General features: G+C 65.0%; 15 protein-coding genes and 1 tRNA gene. 10 read left to right on the top strand and 6 right to left on the bottom strand.

Translation table 11 applies throughout. From position 1 onward, the window contains the following. The first annotated feature begins 125 nt into the window (after positions 1–125). Both ocd and AOP74_RS07320 read left to right on the top strand, forming a co-directional pair. Positions 126–1190: an ornithine cyclodeaminase gene (gene ocd / locus AOP74_RS07325; RefSeq protein ID WP_061961633.1), complete on the top strand. Its 1065-nt coding sequence runs from the start codon at positions 126–128 to the stop codon at positions 1188–1190. An 82-nt stretch (positions 1191–1272) separates the two neighbouring features. Continuing rightward, complete coding sequence (locus AOP74_RS07320) at positions 1273–2508, top strand: AI-2E family transporter (protein ID WP_061961632.1); 1236 nt, start codon at positions 1273–1275, stop codon at positions 2506–2508. 137 nt (positions 2509–2645) lie between these two features. Here AOP74_RS07320 and AOP74_RS07315 read toward each other — a convergent pair whose 3' ends face one another. Then, positions 2646–3635: an FKBP-type peptidyl-prolyl cis-trans isomerase gene (locus AOP74_RS07315; protein WP_152649213.1), complete on the bottom strand. Its 990-nt coding sequence runs from the start codon at positions 3633–3635 to the stop codon at positions 2646–2648. 160 nt (positions 3636–3795) lie between these two features. Then, positions 3796–4587, bottom strand: a complete 792-nt coding sequence (locus AOP74_RS07310; RefSeq protein WP_061961630.1) for a transglutaminase-like domain-containing protein — start codon at positions 4585–4587, stop codon at positions 3796–3798. 105 nt (positions 4588–4692) lie between these two features. On the opposite strand from AOP74_RS07310, the gene AOP74_RS07305 reads away from it, so the two are divergent. From AOP74_RS07305 to AOP74_RS07290, 4 genes are all read left to right on the top strand, one after another. After that, positions 4693–6378, top strand: coding sequence for a serine hydrolase (locus AOP74_RS07305; protein WP_061961629.1), 1686 nt, complete (start codon positions 4693–4695; stop codon positions 6376–6378). Positions 6379–6389: 11 nt separating this feature from the next. After that, positions 6390–7058, top strand: coding sequence for a TetR/AcrR family transcriptional regulator (locus AOP74_RS07300; protein WP_082096094.1), 669 nt, complete (start codon positions 6390–6392; stop codon positions 7056–7058). A 231-nt stretch (positions 7059–7289) separates the two neighbouring features. After that, positions 7290–11285, top strand: a complete 3996-nt coding sequence (locus AOP74_RS07295; protein WP_061961627.1) for a serine hydrolase — start codon at positions 7290–7292, stop codon at positions 11283–11285. Between the two features lie 67 nt (positions 11286–11352). Then, positions 11353–11709, top strand: coding sequence for a GntR family transcriptional regulator (locus AOP74_RS07290; RefSeq protein ID WP_061961626.1), 357 nt, complete (start codon positions 11353–11355; stop codon positions 11707–11709). A gap of 57 nt (positions 11710–11766) precedes the next feature. On the opposite strand, the gene AOP74_RS07285 is transcribed toward AOP74_RS07290, so the two are convergent. Next, a tRNA-Ala gene (locus tag AOP74_RS07285) sits at positions 11767–11842 on the bottom strand. A 148-nt stretch (positions 11843–11990) separates the two neighbouring features. Between AOP74_RS07285 and AOP74_RS07280 the strand changes: the two genes are divergently transcribed. The 4 genes from AOP74_RS07280 to AOP74_RS07265 all read left to right on the top strand — a co-directional run bounded on the left by AOP74_RS07280 (position 11991) and on the right by AOP74_RS07265 (position 16695). Next, complete coding sequence (locus AOP74_RS07280; protein WP_152649212.1) at positions 11991–12266, top strand: hypothetical protein; 276 nt, start codon at positions 11991–11993, stop codon at positions 12264–12266. Positions 12267–12378: 112 nt separating this feature from the next. After that, positions 12379–13008, top strand: a complete 630-nt coding sequence (locus tag AOP74_RS07275; protein ID WP_061961624.1) for an HdeD family acid-resistance protein — start codon at positions 12379–12381, stop codon at positions 13006–13008. A 192-nt stretch (positions 13009–13200) separates the two neighbouring features. After that, positions 13201–15402 carry a glycoside hydrolase domain-containing protein gene (locus AOP74_RS07270; protein WP_061961623.1) on the top strand — a complete coding sequence of 734 codons (2202 nt, stop codon included), beginning with the start codon at positions 13201–13203 and terminating at the stop codon, positions 15400–15402. Positions 15403–15405: 3 nt separating this feature from the next. Continuing rightward, positions 15406–16695 carry a glycosyltransferase family 4 protein gene (locus tag AOP74_RS07265; protein WP_236683747.1) on the top strand — a complete coding sequence of 430 codons (1290 nt, stop codon included), beginning with the start codon at positions 15406–15408 and terminating at the stop codon, positions 16693–16695. Here AOP74_RS07265 and AOP74_RS07260 read toward each other — a convergent pair. Genes AOP74_RS07260 through AOP74_RS07250 form a run of 3 tightly spaced genes read right to left on the bottom strand, consistent with a single transcriptional unit; the run spans position 16692 to position 19596 of the window. Further along, on the bottom strand, positions 16692–17762 hold the full coding sequence (locus tag AOP74_RS07260; protein WP_061961622.1) for a hypothetical protein: 1071 nt from the start codon (positions 17760–17762) through the stop codon (positions 16692–16694). The genes AOP74_RS07265 and AOP74_RS07260 overlap by 4 nt on opposite strands. Before the next feature lie 52 nt (positions 17763–17814). Further along, complete coding sequence (locus tag AOP74_RS07255; protein ID WP_061961621.1) at positions 17815–18390, bottom strand: GNAT family N-acetyltransferase; 576 nt, start codon at positions 18388–18390, stop codon at positions 17815–17817. Between the two features lie 3 nt (positions 18391–18393). Then, positions 18394–19596 carry a molybdopterin molybdotransferase MoeA gene (locus AOP74_RS07250; protein ID WP_160297468.1) on the bottom strand — a complete coding sequence of 401 codons (1203 nt, stop codon included), beginning with the start codon at positions 19594–19596 and terminating at the stop codon, positions 18394–18396. Positions 19597–19656 lie beyond the last annotated feature (60 nt).

Genomic DNA, 19656 nt, shown 5'->3' with positions numbered 1-19656 from the left:
GCTCGTTTCCAGCGTGATCCTGCTAATACTCGCATGATTCACGCGCCAAAGGCCAGGTAAATGCTCCAGATCCCTGCCACCCTTGAATAAGGAGGTGACCCACCGACACGAGAAGGAGCAACACCATGGTCATGCTTGTCGACGTTCCCCGAATGACCGCCTGGATCCGCGACACCGGAGCCGAGCGCATCATTGCCGACATAGCGGCCCGCCTCGAGGCGGACTATGCGCGCTGGCCCCAGTTCGACAAGGTCGAACGAATCGCCGCGCACTCCCCCATCGGCGTGATTGAACTCATGCCGATTGCCGATGCTGATCGCTACGGCTTCAAATACGTCAACGGTCACCCCGCCAACCCGGCGCGCGGCCTGCAGACGGTCACCGCGTTTGGCGCCTACGCCGACGTTCACACCGGCTACCCGCTCTTGATCGCAGAAATGACGCTGCTGACTGCGTTGCGCACCGCTGCGACCTCCGCGATGGTTGCCAAACGCCTCGCGCGCCCCGACTCTCAGGTCATGGCGCTCATCGGCAACGGCTCGCAGAGCGAGTTCCAGGCCATGGGCATGCGCTCTGCGCTCGGCATCTCCTCACTGCGCATCTGGGACACCGACCCCGCAGCGATGGACAAGATCGAGCGCAACCTGGTGCCCCAGGGCTTCACGATCTACCGCGCCACGAGCGCCGAGGACGCGTGCCGCGGTGCAGACGTCATCACCACGGCGACCGCCGACAAGGCGCTGGCTCAGATTGTGGCCGATGCTTGGGTCAAGCCAGGCATGCACCTCAACGCAATCGGTGGAGACTGCCCAGGAAAGACCGAGCTCGACACGGCCATCCTTGACCGGGCGAGCGTCTTCGTCGAGTACGAGCCGCAGACCCGCATCGAGGGCGAGATCCAGCACGTGCCCGCCAACTTCCCAGTCACCGAGATGTGGCGTGTCATCACCGGTGAGGCCCCTGGTCGCCGCAACAGTGCCGAGATCACGGTGTTCGATTCCGTGGGCTTCGCACTCGAGGACCTGACGGCCTTGGCGCACGTGGCCGATGCCGTGGAAGGCACTGCGTATGCAGGCCAGATTGATCTGGTCGCCTCTCCCGATGACCCACGCGACCTGTTTGGCATGATCGCGACCTCGACCGAGGCATCGTTCGCCGAACCAACTGTGGGACGCATCCACGCGGCCTGATTTGCCCATCTGACCCCTCCCCCAGGAGAGGGCTGGTGCCCGAGGTATTCCGGCAGCGGCCCTCTCCTGGCACGATGGGGCCATGCACGCCGACAATTCACCGACACCCCAGGTGCCCACCGAGGTCGCCCAAGCCGCTCAAACCGTGAAGGACGAGCACCGGCCGGGCTCGCCGCCGTCGTGGGCGAACCGCTTTGTGTGGACCAGTTCCTGGAAGTTCATCGTGGTGGTGGCCGTCGCGGTCATGGCAGCCTCGATCTTCCTCGAGCTGCGCCACCTCATGGGCGTGCTGGTCATCTCCCTGTTCTTCGCACTGGCGATCATCCCGGGAGTCGAATACCTGACGCGTCGGTTCAAGATGCCGCGCGGAGCCGCCGTCGGCATCATCTTCCTGGCTGCGATGGTCGCCGTGATCTTGATGGTGGCGTTCCTGATCCCCGCGATCGTGCAGTTCGCCTCCGCCGTGGGTGCGCACTTTAATGAGTGGGTCGCCAACCTCAACTCGTGGGCGTATGACTACTTTGGCGGCGACGTTGTCGACCAGGAAGCCGCTGAAGAGGCCACGGCGCCGCTCCTCAAGGCCGTTCAGACGTGGGGCGACAACGTCCTCGGCATCGTCAGTTCCGGCCTTGGACTCGTCTTCGACGTCTTCACGATCCTCACGTTCACATTCTACTTCGCTGCGGACTTCCCCCGCCTGCTGCGCACCATCATGCGCCGCATGCCCCCGGAGCGTCAGCAGGTCGTCAGCTGGGTCGCCCGCACCTCAATCGAGCAGACCGGCGGCTACTTCTACTCGCGCCTGCTGCTGATGATGATCTGCGGCACCGGCGCGTTCTTCACGATGATCTTGGTCGGGATGCCGCTGGTGTACGCGCTCCCGATGGCGCTGTTTATGGGATTCGTATCCGAGTTCATCCCGTTCATCGGTACCTACCTTGGCGCAATCGTGCCGTCGCTCGTCATGCTGGCGGTCGAGGGCTTCGTACCCACCCTGATCCTGGTCGCCTACGTGATCGTCTACCAGCAGATCGAGAACTACATTCTCAACCCGCGTCTGTCCTCCAAGACGATGGAGCTCAACGGTGCGGTCGCCTTCGGTGGCGCGATGGCCGGTGGCGCGATCGCCGGGCCCATGGGTGCCTTCATGGCGCTGCCGGTCGCGGCGCTCATCACGTCGATTGCGAAGAACACCGGTCGCACGTACGACGTCGTCGCCGAGCTCGAATCGGTCGCTGCCCGCAAGGACGCCGCGAAGGACGCCGACCCGGACGGTTCCAACGCACCCGACTCAACCTCGCCTTCCTCCTCCCAGTAGGCACCTGGCGTCACATCTGCGCGCGGATATGGCTGCCGTGTCCTACTGAGACCCATACCGCGAGACTCAAGCACAACGGCCCCGGTCACCACCCGTGAAGGTGGCGACCGGGGCCGTTGCGCGTGAAGCGCGGAGCGTTACAGCGCCGCGAGGATGTCCACGACGAACACGAGCGTCGAGTCAGCGGGGATGGTGTCCGTGCCCTCTGAGCCGTAGCCCATCTCGGGCGGCACAACCAGAAGGACCTGGCTACCCACGGTCTGACCAGCAAGACCCTCGGTCCAGCCGGAGATCACACCAGTGAGTGCGAACTGCGCGGGCTCGCCGCGGGTCCACGATGAGTCGAACTCGGTGCCGTCTTCCCACAGCCAACCGGTGTAGTTCACGATCAATGTGTTCTCGGTTGTCACCGTCTCGCCTTCGCCCTCGATGAGGGGCTGTGCGACAAGTTCGGTGGGAGCATCGGCGTCGGGGATCTCGATGCTGGGAACGCCAGAGTCGTCAAGGGTCACGACGGGCAGCCCATCGACGGGGTCAACGGCTTCGCCCTCGGCCTGCTCCAGCGGAGTCGTGATGGACTCCACAGTGAGCGCGGTGAAGGACGACAGTTCGACGGCCTCGCCGGTCTCTTCGTCCGTCGTCTCGAAGGACTCGCCCAAGATGATCTGCGAGCCAACGGCCTGCCCGATCAGCGCGTCATACAGCGACGGGGCCACGGTGGTCTCCGACAGCTGATAGGACTGAGCGCCACCAACGGAGTACGTGTCGTAGGCGACCTCGCCGGTCTCACCGTCGTAGCCGATGTAGTTGAGGTTGACGTACATGCCGTCTTCAAGCGTTTCGCCGTCGCCCTCGGTCTCAACGCGGCTGAGCGTCGTCGACACCTCAAGCGGAGTCTCGAACTCGAGCACGGGGATGCCGTCCTCGCCCTCGGTCCACGTGATGGACTCGAGTGCAGCGATGTCAGCTTCCGTGGGCTCCGCGACAGTGTCGACACTCGCGGAGGTCGAGCTCGTGGGCTCCACGGTTGCTTCCGCGTCGCCGTCGGCGTCAGATGAGCAGGCCGTGAGACCCAGCGCAGCAATCGCTGCAATGGCCACGGCGGCAGTCTTACGAGTGGTCCTCAAAGGATGACTCCTTGTGTTCCCTCACACGAGGGTGGGTGTGGGCCGGCGCGCATGGCCGGCTTCGGTCATAGTCGAACAACCGATGGGGAACGCAAAGAGTTCCCGGTGCGGCAGACTCCTAGCATTCTGTCAGGAATGGCCCGGAGCGGTCACCACGGACTCAGCGCAGCAGGACGCGCGCATCCTCCGTGTCCCGCGGAAGCTCGTCGACGACGGCGCCAACCTCCATCGACACAAGATCGACCGGCTCGCCGATGGTGGTGAGGAAGGCCGTGTCCGCCGCGTCGCGCCCGGTGGCAATCCTCACCAATGACTGGCGCGGCGCGAGTGTGGTCGCATCCACGACCCACCACTGGCCGTCGATGAGCGCTTCCGCCACGGCATGGAAGTCCATCGGGTCAAGACCAGGCGCGTAGACCGCGGCCACACGCGCTGGAACATCGAGGGACCGCAACAACGCAACCACCAGGTGCGCAAAGTCTCGGCACACGCCTTGGCGCGCAAGCATCGTCGCAACGGCGCCGTCCGTTGGTCGCGACGAGCCCGACACGTACGCCAACTGGGTGCCCACCCACGACGCAATGTGGCGGACCAGATCGTGTCCCTCACGGCCACCGCCCTCTGCCACCGCGACCGGATGCAGCGTGTCCGATTCGCAATAGCGGCTAGGTCGCAGGTATCGCACGGCATCAAGGGCCGATGCTGTGGCGGGCTCAGGCGTGCCGTTCACCCGAGCGCGATAGGTCACCTCGATAGTCCCCTCCTGCGCGGAGAAAGTGTGCAGGCGGGTTCCGTGGGCGTCGATGAGTTCCTCGACGTCGACGTTGTAGCCGTCGTGCGTCACGCGGAGCTGTTCGTCCACGTCGTAGCCGCCAGCGACGGAGACGGCTAGAACCACCTCGGCCTCTCCGGCCGCTTCAAGCGTCAGGGCACACTGCACGTCGCGTCTCATGACCTCATCATCACACCTGGGAACGGCCTGGGGCGGAGCAAACGGACAATCCCTGAGAGCCGACCTATTCTGGTAGATTTTATCCACATCACTTGGAGGTACGCCATGGCCACCTCGACGCGTCGCGCACCCGCTACGAAGACCCAGGATGGGCATGTGTCGACGCAACCGCAGTCTCGCTCCCTGCTCAAAGCTGGCATCGCGGGCGTCACCGTTGCCCTGGCAATCGCGGGCTGCACCTCCGCCCCGTCGACACCCGTCCAGATCGACCACGCTGAGGCGCCGCCCGGAGACGTCGTAGCGCAGCCCGAGCCGGCCGACGTCATGCTGGACTCCGCCTTGTCCCATCTACCCGGGCTCGTGACAAATGCGCTCGAGGGGACGGGAGTCCCGGGCGCAGCCGTCGCCGTCGTGCACGACGATAGGACGGTATTCAGCGAGGGCTTCGGGGTCCGCGACGTCACCACGGGCCAACCCGTGACCCCGGATACCGTCTTTCAGGTCGCATCGATGTCGAAGCCCCTGTCGGCAACCGCCGTGGCTCTGGCCATTGACGAGGATCCGCGCCTGTCGTGGGACAGCCGCATCGCGGACCTTCTGCCGACCTTCTCGCTGTCAGACCCCTTCACGACCGAGCGCGCCACGATAGCGGACGCCTTTAGCCACCAGACCGGAATCCCGACCGGCCTTGGCGACGATCTGGAGGACATTGGGTACGAAGCCCAGGAAATCTTCACGCGACTGGCCGCTCACCCGCTCGAGGGGCTCCGCACGGGCTACCGGTATTCGAACTACGGACTCACTCTTGGGGCCCAAGCCGTTGCTGCGGCGCGCGACCAGGCGTGGGAGGACGTCATGAACGACCTCGTGTTTGCCCCGCTCGATATGACGGGTTCATCGAGCGTCTACAGCGACTTCATGGAGCACGACAACCGTGCAATGCTCCACAGCATCGTTGAAGGTGAGTTCGTCACGGGATCTGAGCGTGACCCCACCTCCCAGTCGCCAGCCGGAGGCGTGTCCTCGACGGTGGCCGACATTGCCACATGGATGGGCATGATTCTCGAATCAGCTGCTGGCGGCAGCGACGACGACAGGAACAGTTCCGTGACAACCGCCATGTCGGGACATGTCGTGCGGTCGCCTGCACCGCCGCTGTGGAGAACTCCCCTGTACGGGTACGGCTTCAACGTCGACACCCTCCCAAGCGGCCGGACACTCCTATCGCATTCCGGTGGGTTCGAACTAGGAGCCGCCACCAACGTGCAGTTCGTTCCCTCGCTCGACGTTGCCATTGTGACCCTCACCAACGGTGCCCCCATAGGCGTGCCGGAGGCCATTAACTCGGCGTTCGTGGACATCCTTCAGTTCGGAGACGTGACGCGTGACTGGGTGCCAACGATGCGCGAAGCCACGGCGGAGCTCACTGAGGCGGTGGGCGACCTCGTGGGCCAAGTTCGGCCCCCTGATGCAGACCCGCCACCTACGGCGGACCTCACAGGTCGGTACACGAACCCCTACTACGGCGACCTCATCGTGTCTCGGCGGTCCGACGAGTACATCGTCGCGCTGGGACCAGATGCAGTCACGGAGTCCACGTTGCTGCCATGGGACGGCGTCACCTTCGCCTATGCGCCTCGCAACGAGAACGCTCCCGACGGGTCACTGGCAAGTGCGACCTTTGCCGTCAATTCCTCAGGGACAGTAACGTCCGTTCGCCTAGACACCTTCGACACGCACGCCCTCGGAACGTGGGAGCGCGCGGACGACGCCTCTCCCGGGCAGGGTTAGGCTCAACCATCATGTCGTCGACCAGAGCACCGCGGCCCGAAATTGCGCGAAGCCGCCATCAATTGCTCGACGCCGCCGAGCGTCTGTTTGAGGTCAGCGGCCTCGAATTCTCGTTGAATGAGCTCGCTCACGAGGCCGATCTGGGAGTCGCAACGACATACAGACGCTTTCCGTCGCACGACGACGTCGTGCGCGCAATTCACGTGCGCGCACACGACGCGTTCATCGCGATCTTCGATCAACTCGAAGACGCCCCCGATGGCTGGAGTGGCGTCGTGGGCTACCTGGAACGGGCGGTTGCAACCAACAATGCTCACCCGATTTTCCCGGCCGCAGCGCGTCGCATGGCCCGCATTGACCCCTCCAATACCGCCGGCGCCGAGCTTGAGCCACTGCTGAATGCACACGTTGCACGCGCCCAAGACGAAGGCACGCTACGGCTGGACGTCACCAGCGTCGATCTCGTGTCGCTCATGAGCCAGTTGGGCGTCTTGACCGTCCTACCCGAACCTGTGCGGACTGCGATGAGCGCGCGTCAGTTGCGAATCGCGGTTGCGGGCCTCAGGGCCGAAGCCCAGCTGTGGGGCGATCTAGGAGACGTCGCGATCGAGGACATGACACGGCTCCAGGCGCTTGCTGTCGAGTCCCCGTCTTCCGGACGACTCGACGAAGGTCAGTAGGCGCGCCCCTCCGAGGCACCGAAGGGCGCACCACCGCGTCCAGTTCACCGGCGTTGAACACCATTGTGGACCCGTTTTCTGAGTACCGGAGCGCCCTGAAGCCCCTGGCATCGAGCCCCTTCTTCACTAACCGAGAAGATTCATCCACTTATGCTATTCTCGACGACAGTTGACTCGCTGAGCCCTTGCATCGGCGAAATTCGCGCATCTTTCGACAACGAGGAGTTGCAGATGAGCCGGCCCGCCAAGAAGCATCTGAGTGCCCAGAGCCCGACACGGAGCTCGCACCGGAGGCCACTCGCCACGGCCACTGCGGCCATCGCACTCCTGCTCGCCGGGTGCATCAGCGCGCCAAGCGTGGACGAGTCGACTAGCGCCGCGGACGCCCCTGACAACATCGCCGTAGCGTCATCCGTGACTGACACCGAGGTCCAGGACGCGCTTGATGCGGCGGTCAACACAGTGAACGGCGTCGGCGTCCTCGCCACGGTGGAACGCGACGGCGAGTCGTGGACCGCAACGGCCGGCTCCCGCTCCCCCGATGACGGCGCGCCCCTTACTGCAGCGGATCACGTCCGCGCCGGCGCCCCCACGGCAGCCGTTGTCGGCACGATCGTCTTGCAACTGATCGACGAGAACGCTTTGACACTCGACACGCGAGTCGACGATCTGCTGACGTCCCTTGACGCCAACGCACTCGGAGACCTCACCGTTGAGGATCTCCTGCGGATGCGCACAGGCCTGGGCGACTACACGGACTCCCCGACCTTCACCTCCGACCTCGCGGCACAGCCCACGGAAACACGCGATCCCGTAGCCCTCGCCGCATCGGCCCTAGAACTGCCCGCAGATACCACCGCGCTCTTCGATTACTCAGCCACAAACGCTCTACTCCTCGCTCTGATCGCTGAGGACGCTTCCGGAGAGAGCCTCACCGACCTCGTCGCGGAGCGGATCGCCGAGCCATTGGGGCTACAGAACACTGTCCAGCCCGCTGCCGACGAGTACGCCCTACCTCAGCCTCACCCGGCGGCGCTCGGCAGCGACGGCGTCACGGACTGGAGCGAACTGAGCGCGTCCGCATGGTGGGGCAGCGGATCATTGGTGTCGACGACCGCGGACCTCGCCACGCTGTCGCAGGCGCTCGCGGACGGCTCGCTTCTGAGCCCGGACGTCGCAGCAGCGCGCCTCGATGGTGCCGAGGACGTCGCTCGGTCAATGCCCAACACGCACTACGGTCTCGCACTCGCAACGTACGGGCCGTTGATTGGCCACAGCGGCACGGTCGCAGGATTCAGTACCTTCCTCGCAACGGACCCCGAGACGGACACCACGATCGTCGTCACAGCGAACTCCGACTCTCGTGACGGCAGCGCCCCAGCGAGTACTGTCGCATCTGCCATCATCGCCGCGCTGTACGACGGGCTCGATGTCGCCGCCGCCCTCCCTGGCCGGGGAATCCAGGAAGTGCGAGAGCTCCCGGCGGGCACCCTCTCCCCGGAAAGCGCCACTGCCCCAGAAGCCCAAGGCGCACAACAGCCGTCAGACACAACCCTGCCAGCGAAGCACGACGAGCCGAGCGGCGAGGATGCCGCACCGGAGGCTACCGTCACCGTACTCCCAGCGACCGACACCCCCACCATGACCCTTGGGTCCGGTTCCAACGCTGCCGACAGCCTGATCTTCAAGAATGAGGAGATCGCCAATGGCACCTACAGTCGACTCGCCCCGGATGCCGACGAGCTCCTCAATTGCGTCGTGAGCGACCCAGGTTGCGGCCATACCTCACTACCCGCGTGGGGCGAGGACGCCGGTTACCCATACTCAGAGGACGCCCCAGACGTATCCGGCCAGATCCAACTGGTGGACTTCGACGGTGACGGGTGGCCCGAGATCTTTGGCGTCGGTGCCGCGTACAGCGAGATCTGGAGCTACCGTCCGATGTCCGACCAATGCACCGAGGACGGCGCCGAGTGTGGCCAGTTCACACCGTTCGACATGCACGCCTTCTTTGGACTGTTTGGCGAGGAAACATCCGTCGGAGACGTGACGACGCAGGGCTGGATTACTGGGCGCACTACCGACGGCATTGGATCTCTACGGGTAGGCGACTTCGACGGCGATGGGCGCGACGAACTCGCGGGGCGCAGCCCCAAAGCCCCGGGAACGATCAAGCTCATCGACTGGGATCCGGCATCGCAGACCATGAAGATTCACGCGGTCGACACCGCTGCCTATCACCAGTCCGGCACCATGTACGCCGGCGACTTTGACGGCGATGGAACGGATGAGTACCTCGTGCTCGACGGCGAGCACAGCACGCGCGTCCAGTGGAGCAAGAGCCACGCGGTGTCAAAGCACAACTTTACGACCCCGCCCACCGGCGGTATTCACGGCACGTTCGCCGTGTCGCACGTGAGCGGAATGGATCGCCTGGTCGCATCCGCCTACGACAGGCTTGTGTCCTTTGAACTCGAAAGTGGAGAAACCTGGCGAGAGCATGGCCTGACGTCGGTCGGGTCGATTCCCGCCACCACTGTCGCGCGCGGCCTGGTCAACGCCACCTACGCCCGCGACCTCAATGGAGACGGCATCGACGAGTACGTCGTTCACCTTCACGAAGGCCCACGGCTCGGCTCGGCATTCGCTGTCATCCAAACAGCCGCATCGTCGCCCACCGGGAATGAGCGGCACTGGGTCACGACAACACCCATCGCTGTTCAACCCGGGCACATTAGGTTCGCCGACCTGAACGGCAACGGAGTGGTCTCACTGATCGCAGCCACTTTTCGCGACGAACTGTCCACCACGATCGCCCACCTCGATCTCGCCCGAGACGCCGTTCCGTCGACACTCACCGACACTGGTGTGGGTACCAACTTCAGAGGCTCTGCTTGGCCACTGAGCCGGACCTGGGCCGCAGACACCGGTAACGACCTGATGATCACAATGCATGAGACTGGGGTGCGCATCCTCGAGCACGACGGCACTAAGTACGTCTCCGCGCACGCAGCCGCCCCCGCCTGGTCACCCGCGGAGCAGGTCGCTTACGAGGCAATCTCGCTTCACGTGAGCCAGCATGGCACCACCGACCTCCGCAACCGCTTTGTCGATACTCACCTCCACAACCACGACATCACGGCACTGCAAAACCTCCGTTTCCGGGATGTCCCGGCGGCTGCCGGCAGCGGCGAAGAGGTGTTTGACGACGTCCGCCATGCATTGATCGAAGAGTTCAACGCCGCCCAAGCGCTCACCGACTACGAGACTCTCATCAAGAACGAAATGCTGACGGCCTTTTCCACCAGCGCCGGGCTCGGCCAGGCAGTCATTCAGGAGATCAGAAACACCGAACGCGCCACGTACCAGGCTCACAATGACACTGTCGACCTCATTGACGGAGTTATCGAGGGTGCCCTCACAGTCGCGACCCTAGGAAACGGGGCCGTGACACTCGCCGTAGAGAAGTTCGCAGAAGAAGGGCTTCAAACTGTCACAGCCACGGTCCAGGGCCTCGAACGCGCTGGTTATCTTAGCGGCGCCCGGTCCGCGACGGGCGTCGTGTCGTCGTTCATGAAGCACGAGGTCGACGACACCACGTATGACACCGCCGCCGTCGACGTGGCAAAGGATCTCGCTAACACCTTCGTGCAAGCCTCGACTGCCCACGACGCGGCGCTGTCATACAAACTTCAGCACTACTCCGTCATGATGGCCGCCTCGCACAACATCACCTCCCAGTTCTGGGAGATGCCTATCGCCAAGGCCACCACGTACCGGTCATCGCTCCAGCGCGAGGCTGACCTCTACACGTACTCAGTGATCCTCCCCAAGGTGACCACAACGTGGAGCTGCATCGCCGGGGGGTGGTGGCCCCGCGCCGACTGCACCAGCAACTACAACCCTCACCGAGACGCGATCTACTGGACGGGCGACCTTAAGGTGTACTTGGCGTGGCCCACAGACAAGGCGCTCAGCAAGATTGAGACCAGTTGGGGCTGGGGCGTGCCACGAAAGATGTCTGACAAGGTGCTGGCAACTCCAGATCCGTCCTGCACCACAGCGTGGACCTCGTCGTGTTCGTTTGGCTTGGACAAGCACGACTTCTACGTGGGCAAGACAGAGATAGAGATGGGCTGCCACGGTCTGCGCAAGACCACGAATATCGAGTGGCACGAAGAGGACCTGACCGGGAAGTGTTTGACTGAGAAGTACCACGGGAAGTGACGCACGCCTCCAACAGCAGCGCAAGGCCCGGCCGAGTTACCCGACCCACGCGCAGTATTCTCGCAGGATGGTCGTGACAGTCGACGCGGAGTCAACGATTCCGCCATACGAGCAGATCCGCGTTCAGGTTCGTGATGCTGTGGCATCAGGAACGCTGACGCCGGGCACTCGGTTGCCACCGGTTCGCGCGCTTGCTCAGGATCTAGGCGTCGCCGCGAACACAGTTGCACGGGCGTACCGCGAACTCGAGTCTCAGGGCGTGGTCGAGACTCGTGGCCGCAACGGAACAATTGTGTCTCCGCACGGTGATCCTCGAGAGAAGGCGGCTCAGGCGGCTGCTCTGAGCTACGTTCACCAGGTCCGCAAGCTCGGTCTCAGCGACGACGAGGCGCTTGACGCCATCCGGGCCGCTCTGCGCACATAAGCGCGATGGCGCACCTCAAAAAGCACGAAGGCCGCTCCTCGCGGAACGGCCTTCAGATGGTGGAGCTGAGGGGAATCGAACCCCTGACCTTCTCATTGCGAACGAGACGCGCTACCAACTGCGCCACAGCCCCAAGACCCCTGAGAATACCACCGCGCTAGGCGCGCACGAAAACTCTGCGCGCCCCAAACATCGGCCCTCAGACACCGCGCCATCGGTCGCGAACGCTCCGGTCATGGAATGCTGGCGCCCTTGACGGAGCGCTCAGCCCCATCGCCGCCTTGCCCGGCCCGCCGGTGGCCGTCGCCTACCGGCCAGACGATGTCGACCGCATGCACGCCACCATGTCAGCGTTCTTCGCCGTGACGTCCGTGGCGTCGATCATCACACTGCTGGCCTCACCCGGCGGCACAGCGCCCAGGCAATTCGGGATCGACCTCGTCGAGAGCGTCTCCATGATCCCGTTCCTCGCGATCGGCCTTCTGCTCGCCAAGCCCATCACCCGCGCACTCAAGCCCGCCACGGTGCACGCAGCCTCATTGGTGTTGTCCGCGTAGTCGGGCGTCACGCTCCTGCTAAACGGGATCAACGGGCTTTAGAGCGCCTCACAAGACACTCGACGCGGCACCGATACGATGACCATGACGCTTTCACTTCACAGGAGGAACCATGACCCAGCCCCGCTTTCCCGATGACCTGGGATTCGACCCGGAAACCATGACGCGCAAGGCCGTCAACGCAGCCCGCGTCATGATGGGCGTGATGGGCATCATCGGCGTGCTGATCGGTATCGCACTGCTCGTATGGCCGGGTAAGTCGCTAGGTGTGCTGGCAGTTTTCGCGGGAATCTTCTTCGCGATCACAGGAGCCGTGCGCATCTCCGTCGGCATCTTCAGCCGCGACGTCTCCTCCGGCTCACGCATCCTCAACATCATCATCGGTATCTTCCTGCTGCTGGGCGGCGTGGTCATGCTGAAGAACCTCACGACCTCCACCGAGGTCCTCACGGTCATGGTCGTGATCCTCATCGGCATCGGCTGGGTCATTGAAGGCGTAGCGACCCTGGCCCAGGCGGGACGCTCATCCGCATCGACCATGGCTTATGTGCGCGGCGCGATCGCGATCATCGCGGGCATCGTCCTCATCGCGGTCCCCACCTGGAGCGCGCTCGCGTTGGTCATCATGACCGGCATCACGATCCTGCTGCTCGGCATCGTGGGCATCGTCCAGGCATTCGTCCTGGGCAAGAACCTGCCGACCGCCGGCTCCGAGAACGAGCACCAGGTCATTAACGGCTAAGTCTTCACGCTCTTCACAGGAGGGCCGATGCTCCGGGCAACCGGGGCATCGGCCCTCCTTTTTGCTTTCCCGAGGTAGCGCAACGGCAGAGTTCACACATTCGACGCATTCCGGCAACGGCGCCGGAACCGGCGCGGCCTAACGTCAGTGACGTAGATGGCGACAGGTCTCTGCCGCCCGAAAGGGGCGCTCATGCTCGAATCCGTGGACCCGTTCATTGGCGCGGAGCCGACAGACCTGCCCGCGCCCACGGGCCTGGCCGCCACATGGTGGGCGCCCAAACCGCTCATCGGCAACACGCACCCCGGAGCCACGCACCCGCTCGGGATGGTCAGTGCGTGCGCGTACTCGGGCGGCTACCCCACCGGCTACGGACGCTACGACCTGTCCACCGAAGGCGTACCTGACACCATCCATGACGATCTCGTGGCCTCCGGCTTCACGCACTTCCAGCAATCCGGCACGGGCGCGATCCGCAAGTACTACAACTACATGCGCGTCACGCCCATGCTCGACTCTCTCGATGAGCTCGGCCGCACGTGGCGCCTCAGCGATGAAGAGGCGACCCCCGGCTGGTACCGCGCCACACTCGACTCGGGAATCACCGCGGAACTCACGGTAGGCCCCAAGAGTGCGGTGCATCGCTACACGTTCCCCCAGCACCGCGATGCCCGGGTCGTTGTCGACATGTCGATGGGCGGCCTCGCGATCCCCTACGGCGCCACTGTCCCGCTACGAGCGCACCTTGAAACGGTGGAGCCCGGGGTTGTCCAAGGCGAGATCGTCGTCGAGGGCGCCCCGCTCGCCGTCCACATCGAGTGCGACGTTGAGACCTGGCGGCAGCTGCTTTGGTACGACAGGCGCCTGATGCCCGGCGGTTCCTCCCTCGCCTTTGACCACATTCGACCAACCACCTTGCGCCCCTTCGGGTTCATGTGGGCCGGCCCTACGGAGGAGGGCCAGGAAATCGAGATCCGCATGGGGTTCTCCCTGCGGGGAGTTGAGCAGGCGCGCAAAAACCTGGAAAGGGACGATGCTGCGGCCGGCCCCGCGTTCGATCGTCGAGTTGGGGCGACGCGGGAGGCGTGGAAAGAAATCCTGGGCACCATCCGCGTCGACACCGACAACCGCGAGCGCCATGAGGTGTTTGCAACGTCGATGTATCACTCGTTTATCAAGCCGTCCTTCGCGAAGGATGAGAGCCCGTTCTGGCCCTCCAAGGGGCCGTGGGCGTTCGACATCTCGACGATGTGGGACATCTACCGCACGCAGCTGCCGTTGCTCACGACCGTGGCTCCTGAGCGGGCAGTGGAACTGGCCAATGCGCTCCTGACCATCTGCGAACAAGAGGGCAACTTCCCCATCGGCTACCGCATGGCGCGAGGTTCGGACAGGTTTGGGCGCCAAGGCAGCGCGCTCGCCCACACCTTCCTCGCGGACCTCGCGCAATTGGGTGTGGCCGGCATCGACTGGGAATGGGCGCTCGTGCACCTGACCGCCGACCTGCGCCGCACCTACGGCGAGGACTACCTGCAACACGGCGTCGCGCATCCCATCAGCCATACCCTCGATCTCGCTCACGGCTACTGGAGTACCGCGCATGTGGCGAGGCTCGTGGGCGACGATCACCTGGCGGCGGAACTTGAGGACTTGTCGCAGCGGTGGCCGCGGGCGTTCGGTGCGGACGGGATGCTGGTCGAGTCCGCGTTCTACGAGGGCAGCCGCGCCAACTATTCGTTCCGCCTCATGCACGACATGGAAAGCCGCATTGCGCTCACCGGCTCAGACGAGGACTTCGTCGCCCAGCTGGATCACTTCTTTGGGTTTGGGGCCGATGCCGTGGTTCAGCCGGGGTTGAGGCCCGGCGCTGAGGAGATGGCAGCCGGGTACGCACTGGGGCGGTTTGAGGGTCTCAACAACGAGCCCGACATGGATGCTCCGTGGGCTTATCACTACGCGGGGCGGCCTGACAGGACTGCGGAAGTCGTCCACGCGATCGTCCAGCAGCAATTCGGAACGGGCCGCGGCGGGCTTCCAGGCAACGATGACTCCGGCGGACTGTCCAGTTGGTACGTGTGGGCCTCCTTGGGGCTGTTCCCTGTCGCGGGCCAGTCGCTGTTCCTGCTGCACCCGCCGTCATTCCACTACGCGACGATCGCGGTCGCCGGCGGCATGCTCAGCGTCGACACGTCTGGGTTCGCCGAACCCGCTCACGGCGGGCCGGTGCAGTACGTCCAGGGCGCGAGCTTCAACGGACGCCCGCTGGAAGGCGCGTGGCTCACCGCCGCCCAGGTCGCCGAGGGCGGCCGCCTACATTTCTCGCTGGGACCGGAGCCCAGCGACTGGGGGACCGAGCATCGGCCCCCGTCGTGGAACCCACCTACTGGAGGTTGAATCATGATGGCTACCCCTGACCGCCGCCTCGTCATTGTGGTGCGCGCCGATCCCGTCATTTGTGGTCACTCCGGCGAGGCACGCAATCTCGCCGAAGTCGCCCTCACTCGCGGCTTCACGGACGTGCGCATCGTCACGTGGCCGCTGGACCGCCTCGAGGAGACCGGACTACCTCTGAAACCCCTCGACACGGTGATGCCGTACTCCCCTGGGATCACCGTTGAGCGGCCGGACCCCGTGGGTGGATACAAGATCCCCGATGGGCGCTACCTCGCGGGACTCACGGGACGTCTCATTGAACTGTTCACCGACGGCGTTCCCACCGTGTGCCTCTCGCTCTACCTGTCCCCTCACACGATCGCCGTGGCCGATGCCGTGGACGCGGCACGCCGCACGGGGTTGCCGGTGAACGTCACGACCATCGCGGAGGCAGTGGGGTCAGACGTCACCGACGTTGTGCGCGCGTGCGTCGAGGAGGATCGCTTTGGCGCGGCGGCCCACGTTCTCGCAAGCTACCTGAGCCAAGACCACTGTGTGGCGGTGTCGCAGTACACCAAGGAGGTCATTGTCGAGGCGGCCGCGGCCATCGATGCGCGCCACGGCACCACCTTCGCGGCCCAGTGCGAGGCGCGCGTGGGAATCTCGTATCCCGCGATCGACACCACCGCCTACTTGGAGCTCGACCCCGAGGAGACGGCACGGGTCTTGTCCGCGCGAGACCTCAGCGCAGACGGCTACGTGCTGTTCCTGTCCCGGCTCGGCACCGCCAAGGGCGTCGACGACCTCATCGATGGCTTTGCGGCATCCATGTCCCAGCACAGCCAAGAACTCGTGATCGCGGGGCGCGGCCCTGACGCGGCGGCGCTACGCAAGTATGCGGCTGCGTCCCCGGCGGCACCGCGCATCCGCTTCCTCGACGACGTCGGCGATGAGGAAAAGCCGCACCTGATGTCCGCGTGTTCGGCATACGTGTTGCCGTCCAAGCCCCGCCCGGAATTCACGGAGACCTTCGGGATCGCGCTCGTCGAAGAGATGCTGGCCGGAGGCGGGCCCGTGATCACATGTGCGACAGGCGGGATCCCCGAGGCAGTCGGGTCGACGGCGATGTTGGTGCCGACCGATGCTCCTCGCGCGATCGCTGGTGCCCTCGACGAGGCGATCCTCGGGATGAGTGCCACCCAACTCGCCTCTCACCGGCGGCGAGCGCGGGACTACGCGATGATGTGCGACCGCGAGCGAGTGTTCGATGCCTTGATGGCGCGAGTGGCGCTCAGCACCGAGATCGCGAGTTAGCCAGCGCGTCGGCGGCGAGCGAGGATTGCATCCAGCGCGGCCGTCGTCGTCGCGGCTTCAGGCTGCTCGCCATCCACCACGGATGAGGCAACGGTGCCGGCGGTTCCACCTGAGGTCGCGGCTCCAGTGGACGACGTTGCTGCCGTGGCCGACTCGTCTCGCTGCTGTCCCCAACGCTTGGCACGCGCCATGGCGGCGTCGTAGTCCTCGGTTGAGATGGGACGCGCCTCACGCTGACGCACGGTGGACTTCAAGGTGTAGGACGGCGCGGGCATTTCGCGGGGCGACCATGCGGCGGACTCTTCCACCGACGGAGCCTGAGCGACCTGCTCACCCAACTCCGCCTTAGGCTCGGGCGCGGGAGCCGCGAGAGGAGCCAAGTCTTCGGTCGTAATGACGCGGATGGCCTGCGTGGCCACATCGGAGGGCTGGGCCTCGTGGCCGGCAGCACGCTCGCGCGACACGACTCGCAGGGCCTGAGTGGCCGTTGCAGCAGCTTCCACTTCACGGGCAATCAGCATGAGGCGCTCGTCAGCCTTGCGCTGCGCAGAGGCTGCGCGCGCTCCGGCACCGACGATGCCCACAAATCCTGCAATGGCGACGGCGCCCACAAGGGCCGAGGCTCCTGCGAAAGCAACAAAACCCCATGCAACCAGCGCGATCACCAGAGCACCGCCGGACACGACAATGCGGCGGCGGGCCTGCGCCGAACGCTCAGCGAGAACGCGGGCACGGTCGCGGCGCACACGAAGGCGCTCACGCTGGGCATAGACGGCTGCCTGATCGAGCGGTCCGACAGGACGCGACTGGGTCTCCGTGCGCTCCGAAATCCGCTCGGCCCGTGTGGCACCGGTCTTGAGCAGCGGCACCGAGCCAGAATCGGTCGACGGCCGCGATGCAAACTTCTCTAGACGCTCAGCGGAGGACTTCACAACACGCATTTGCGCGCTGTAGCGGTCCTCTGTACGCACGAGGGCATAGTCGCCACGCTCTTTGATGCGTTGTGGCAGGACATAGGCGACAACGAGGCCGAGCGCGATGATCGCGAGCAGTCCGAGTGGCACCATGGGCACGACGGTACGGCCGCCAAGCCGTTCACAGCGGCAGGCGCGCGGCGTGTCAGTTCTGTTCCTCCCAATATCGGCCAATGCGCGGTGCACCTTGAGTCCGAGCGAAGATTCGGTGGTCCCGCCAGGCCCCATCGATGTACAGATACGAGCGCCTGAGACCTTCGTCCGAAAAGCCCAATTTGTCCGCTACCGCGATCGACTTTGCGTTTTCTGGGCGCACGGCGATCTCGAGCCGATGGAGTCCGCGGTCAAACGCCATGGTCGACAACATGGCCACAGCAGTGGGGACAATCCCGCGACCGGCGTAGTCGCGATCGATCCAGTAGCCGATCGAACCGCCTCGCTCCGCTCCCCACTGGATTCCAAAAATGGTCACGCGCGCGACCAACTTCTTGTCGACCTCGACCACCGCCGGATAGCCACTGTCGTCACGCCATTGGCGCCGGTCGCGGCGCACTACCGACGCGAAGCTCGCGGTCACGGGCGGGGACCCTGGCGGGTTGGTGGCCTCCCACGGCTTTAGCCACGACCTATTGCGTGCTCGCAGATCGAGCCACGCATTCTCATCTGACCGGCGCAGCGGCCGCACACTGATGGGGCCGCGCTTGAGTGTGGTCAGACGCATCGGTCACCACCGCGAGCAGTGCACGCGCATGCCGGGTTCCACCTCGGTGGTGTCTGGGCCGGTCCAGGCCAGAGCATCGGCCTGTGCCAGAGACGCCAGGGACAGCTGACCGTCGTCCAGGGGCACCGCGATTCGGCCCTCATCGGTGCGAGTCAGAGTCACCGGCACTGCATTGACAGACCCCTCGAGAGTGCTCCAGCCCTGCCCCACCGTCGCGACGAGCGCGTCGCGCTCGCGCTGGTGGAAACCGCACATGTCACGCAGTGCAGGCCGGACGACGGCCTCGAACGCCACCGCAGCTGCGGCGGGCGATCCGGGCAGCGACACCACGGGAATGTGGCGCGTGCCAATGTCAATCGACCCCAGTCCCAGGCGCTTGCCCGGGTTCAAGGCAACGTCTGCGACGTCGAACTCGCCCAAGCGCCGCATCACGGAAGCAACTGTGTCCCGTGTCCCCTGGGACAGGCCGCCGGTGGTGAGCAGAACATCGGCCCTGACCAGTTGATCCTCGAGCGCCGCACGCAGTCGCAGCGGATCATCGGGGACCGGGCCCACACGGAAGGCCTGTGCGCCGGCGTCGCGAACCAAGCCCGCCATGAGGTGCGAGTCCGCGTCCGGTACGCCTCCGCCAGGACGGCGCGCGCCAGGATCGATCAGTTCGTCTCCCACGGCCACGATGACGACCCGCGGCACCGGGTGCACCTTGAGGCGTGGACGCCCAAGGCCGGCGGCAGCTGCCACCTGCCGGGCACCCAAGCGGGTCCCGGCGGACACAAGCATCTCTCCGGCTCGCACATCGGATCCCGCGCCCCGCACGTACTGCCCGGCGACCACCTCACCCGTAATCGCGACCCGCGCCACACCCCCGTCGGTGTGATCGGACGGGACCACGGCATCGGCCCCACGCGGAAGCGGTGCACCAGAAGGAACGCGCGCCGCCGTTCCGGGCACGTGCGTGCGGGGAGAACGGTCGTCAAACGACACGTCGTGGGAGACCACCAAGCTGGGCCCTCCAGCAACATCCGTCGCGGTCACCGCGTAGCCATCGCATGCCGCCACAGGAATCTCAGGGATGTCGCGCATGGCCACGACGTCCTCGGCAAGCGTGCCGCCAACGGCATCGGCGATCAAAACATCGAGGACGGGGTTACGGCCGAGCGCAGCGTGCACAACACGCTTATAGTCGGCGAGGCTGTGGACGGTCACGGTTCGCATTGTCCTGGGTCTGGGTGAGCGAGGCAAGCGAGCCACACCACCGTCCACAAT

This window comes from Demequina flava (genome assembly GCF_000975035.1).
GTDB lineage: Bacteria > Actinomycetota > Actinomycetes > Actinomycetales > Demequinaceae > Demequina > Demequina flava.
This window is presented reverse-complemented; position numbering and strand designations above follow the sequence as displayed.

Excerpts from the sequence above, each read along its gene's own strand:
- AOP74_RS07300 (WP_082096094.1), top strand. The coding sequence starts at position 6,390 with ATGTCGTCGACCAGAGCACCGCGGCCCGAAATTGCGCGAAGCCGCCAT.
- AOP74_RS07255 (WP_061961621.1), bottom strand. The coding sequence starts at position 18,390 with ATGCGTCTGACCACACTCAAGCGCGGCCCCATCAGTGTGCGGCCGCTG.
- AOP74_RS07310 (WP_061961630.1), bottom strand. The coding sequence starts at position 4,587 with ATGAGACGCGACGTGCAGTGTGCCCTGACGCTTGAAGCGGCCGGAGAG.
- AOP74_RS07275 (WP_061961624.1), top strand. The coding sequence starts at position 12,379 with ATGACCCAGCCCCGCTTTCCCGATGACCTGGGATTCGACCCGGAAACC.
- AOP74_RS07265 (WP_236683747.1), top strand. The coding sequence starts at position 15,406 with ATGATGGCTACCCCTGACCGCCGCCTCGTCATTGTGGTGCGCGCCGAT.
- AOP74_RS07270 (WP_061961623.1), top strand. The coding sequence starts at position 13,201 with ATGCTCGAATCCGTGGACCCGTTCATTGGCGCGGAGCCGACAGACCTG.
- AOP74_RS07260 (WP_061961622.1), bottom strand. The coding sequence starts at position 17,762 with ATGGTGCCACTCGGACTGCTCGCGATCATCGCGCTCGGCCTCGTTGTC.
- AOP74_RS07305 (WP_061961629.1), top strand. The coding sequence starts at position 4,693 with ATGGCCACCTCGACGCGTCGCGCACCCGCTACGAAGACCCAGGATGGG.
- ocd (WP_061961633.1), top strand. The coding sequence starts at position 126 with ATGGTCATGCTTGTCGACGTTCCCCGAATGACCGCCTGGATCCGCGAC.
- AOP74_RS07295 (WP_061961627.1), top strand. The coding sequence starts at position 7,290 with ATGAGCCGGCCCGCCAAGAAGCATCTGAGTGCCCAGAGCCCGACACGG.
- AOP74_RS07290 (WP_061961626.1), top strand. The coding sequence starts at position 11,353 with ATGGTCGTGACAGTCGACGCGGAGTCAACGATTCCGCCATACGAGCAG.
- AOP74_RS07320 (WP_061961632.1), top strand. The coding sequence starts at position 1,273 with ATGCACGCCGACAATTCACCGACACCCCAGGTGCCCACCGAGGTCGCC.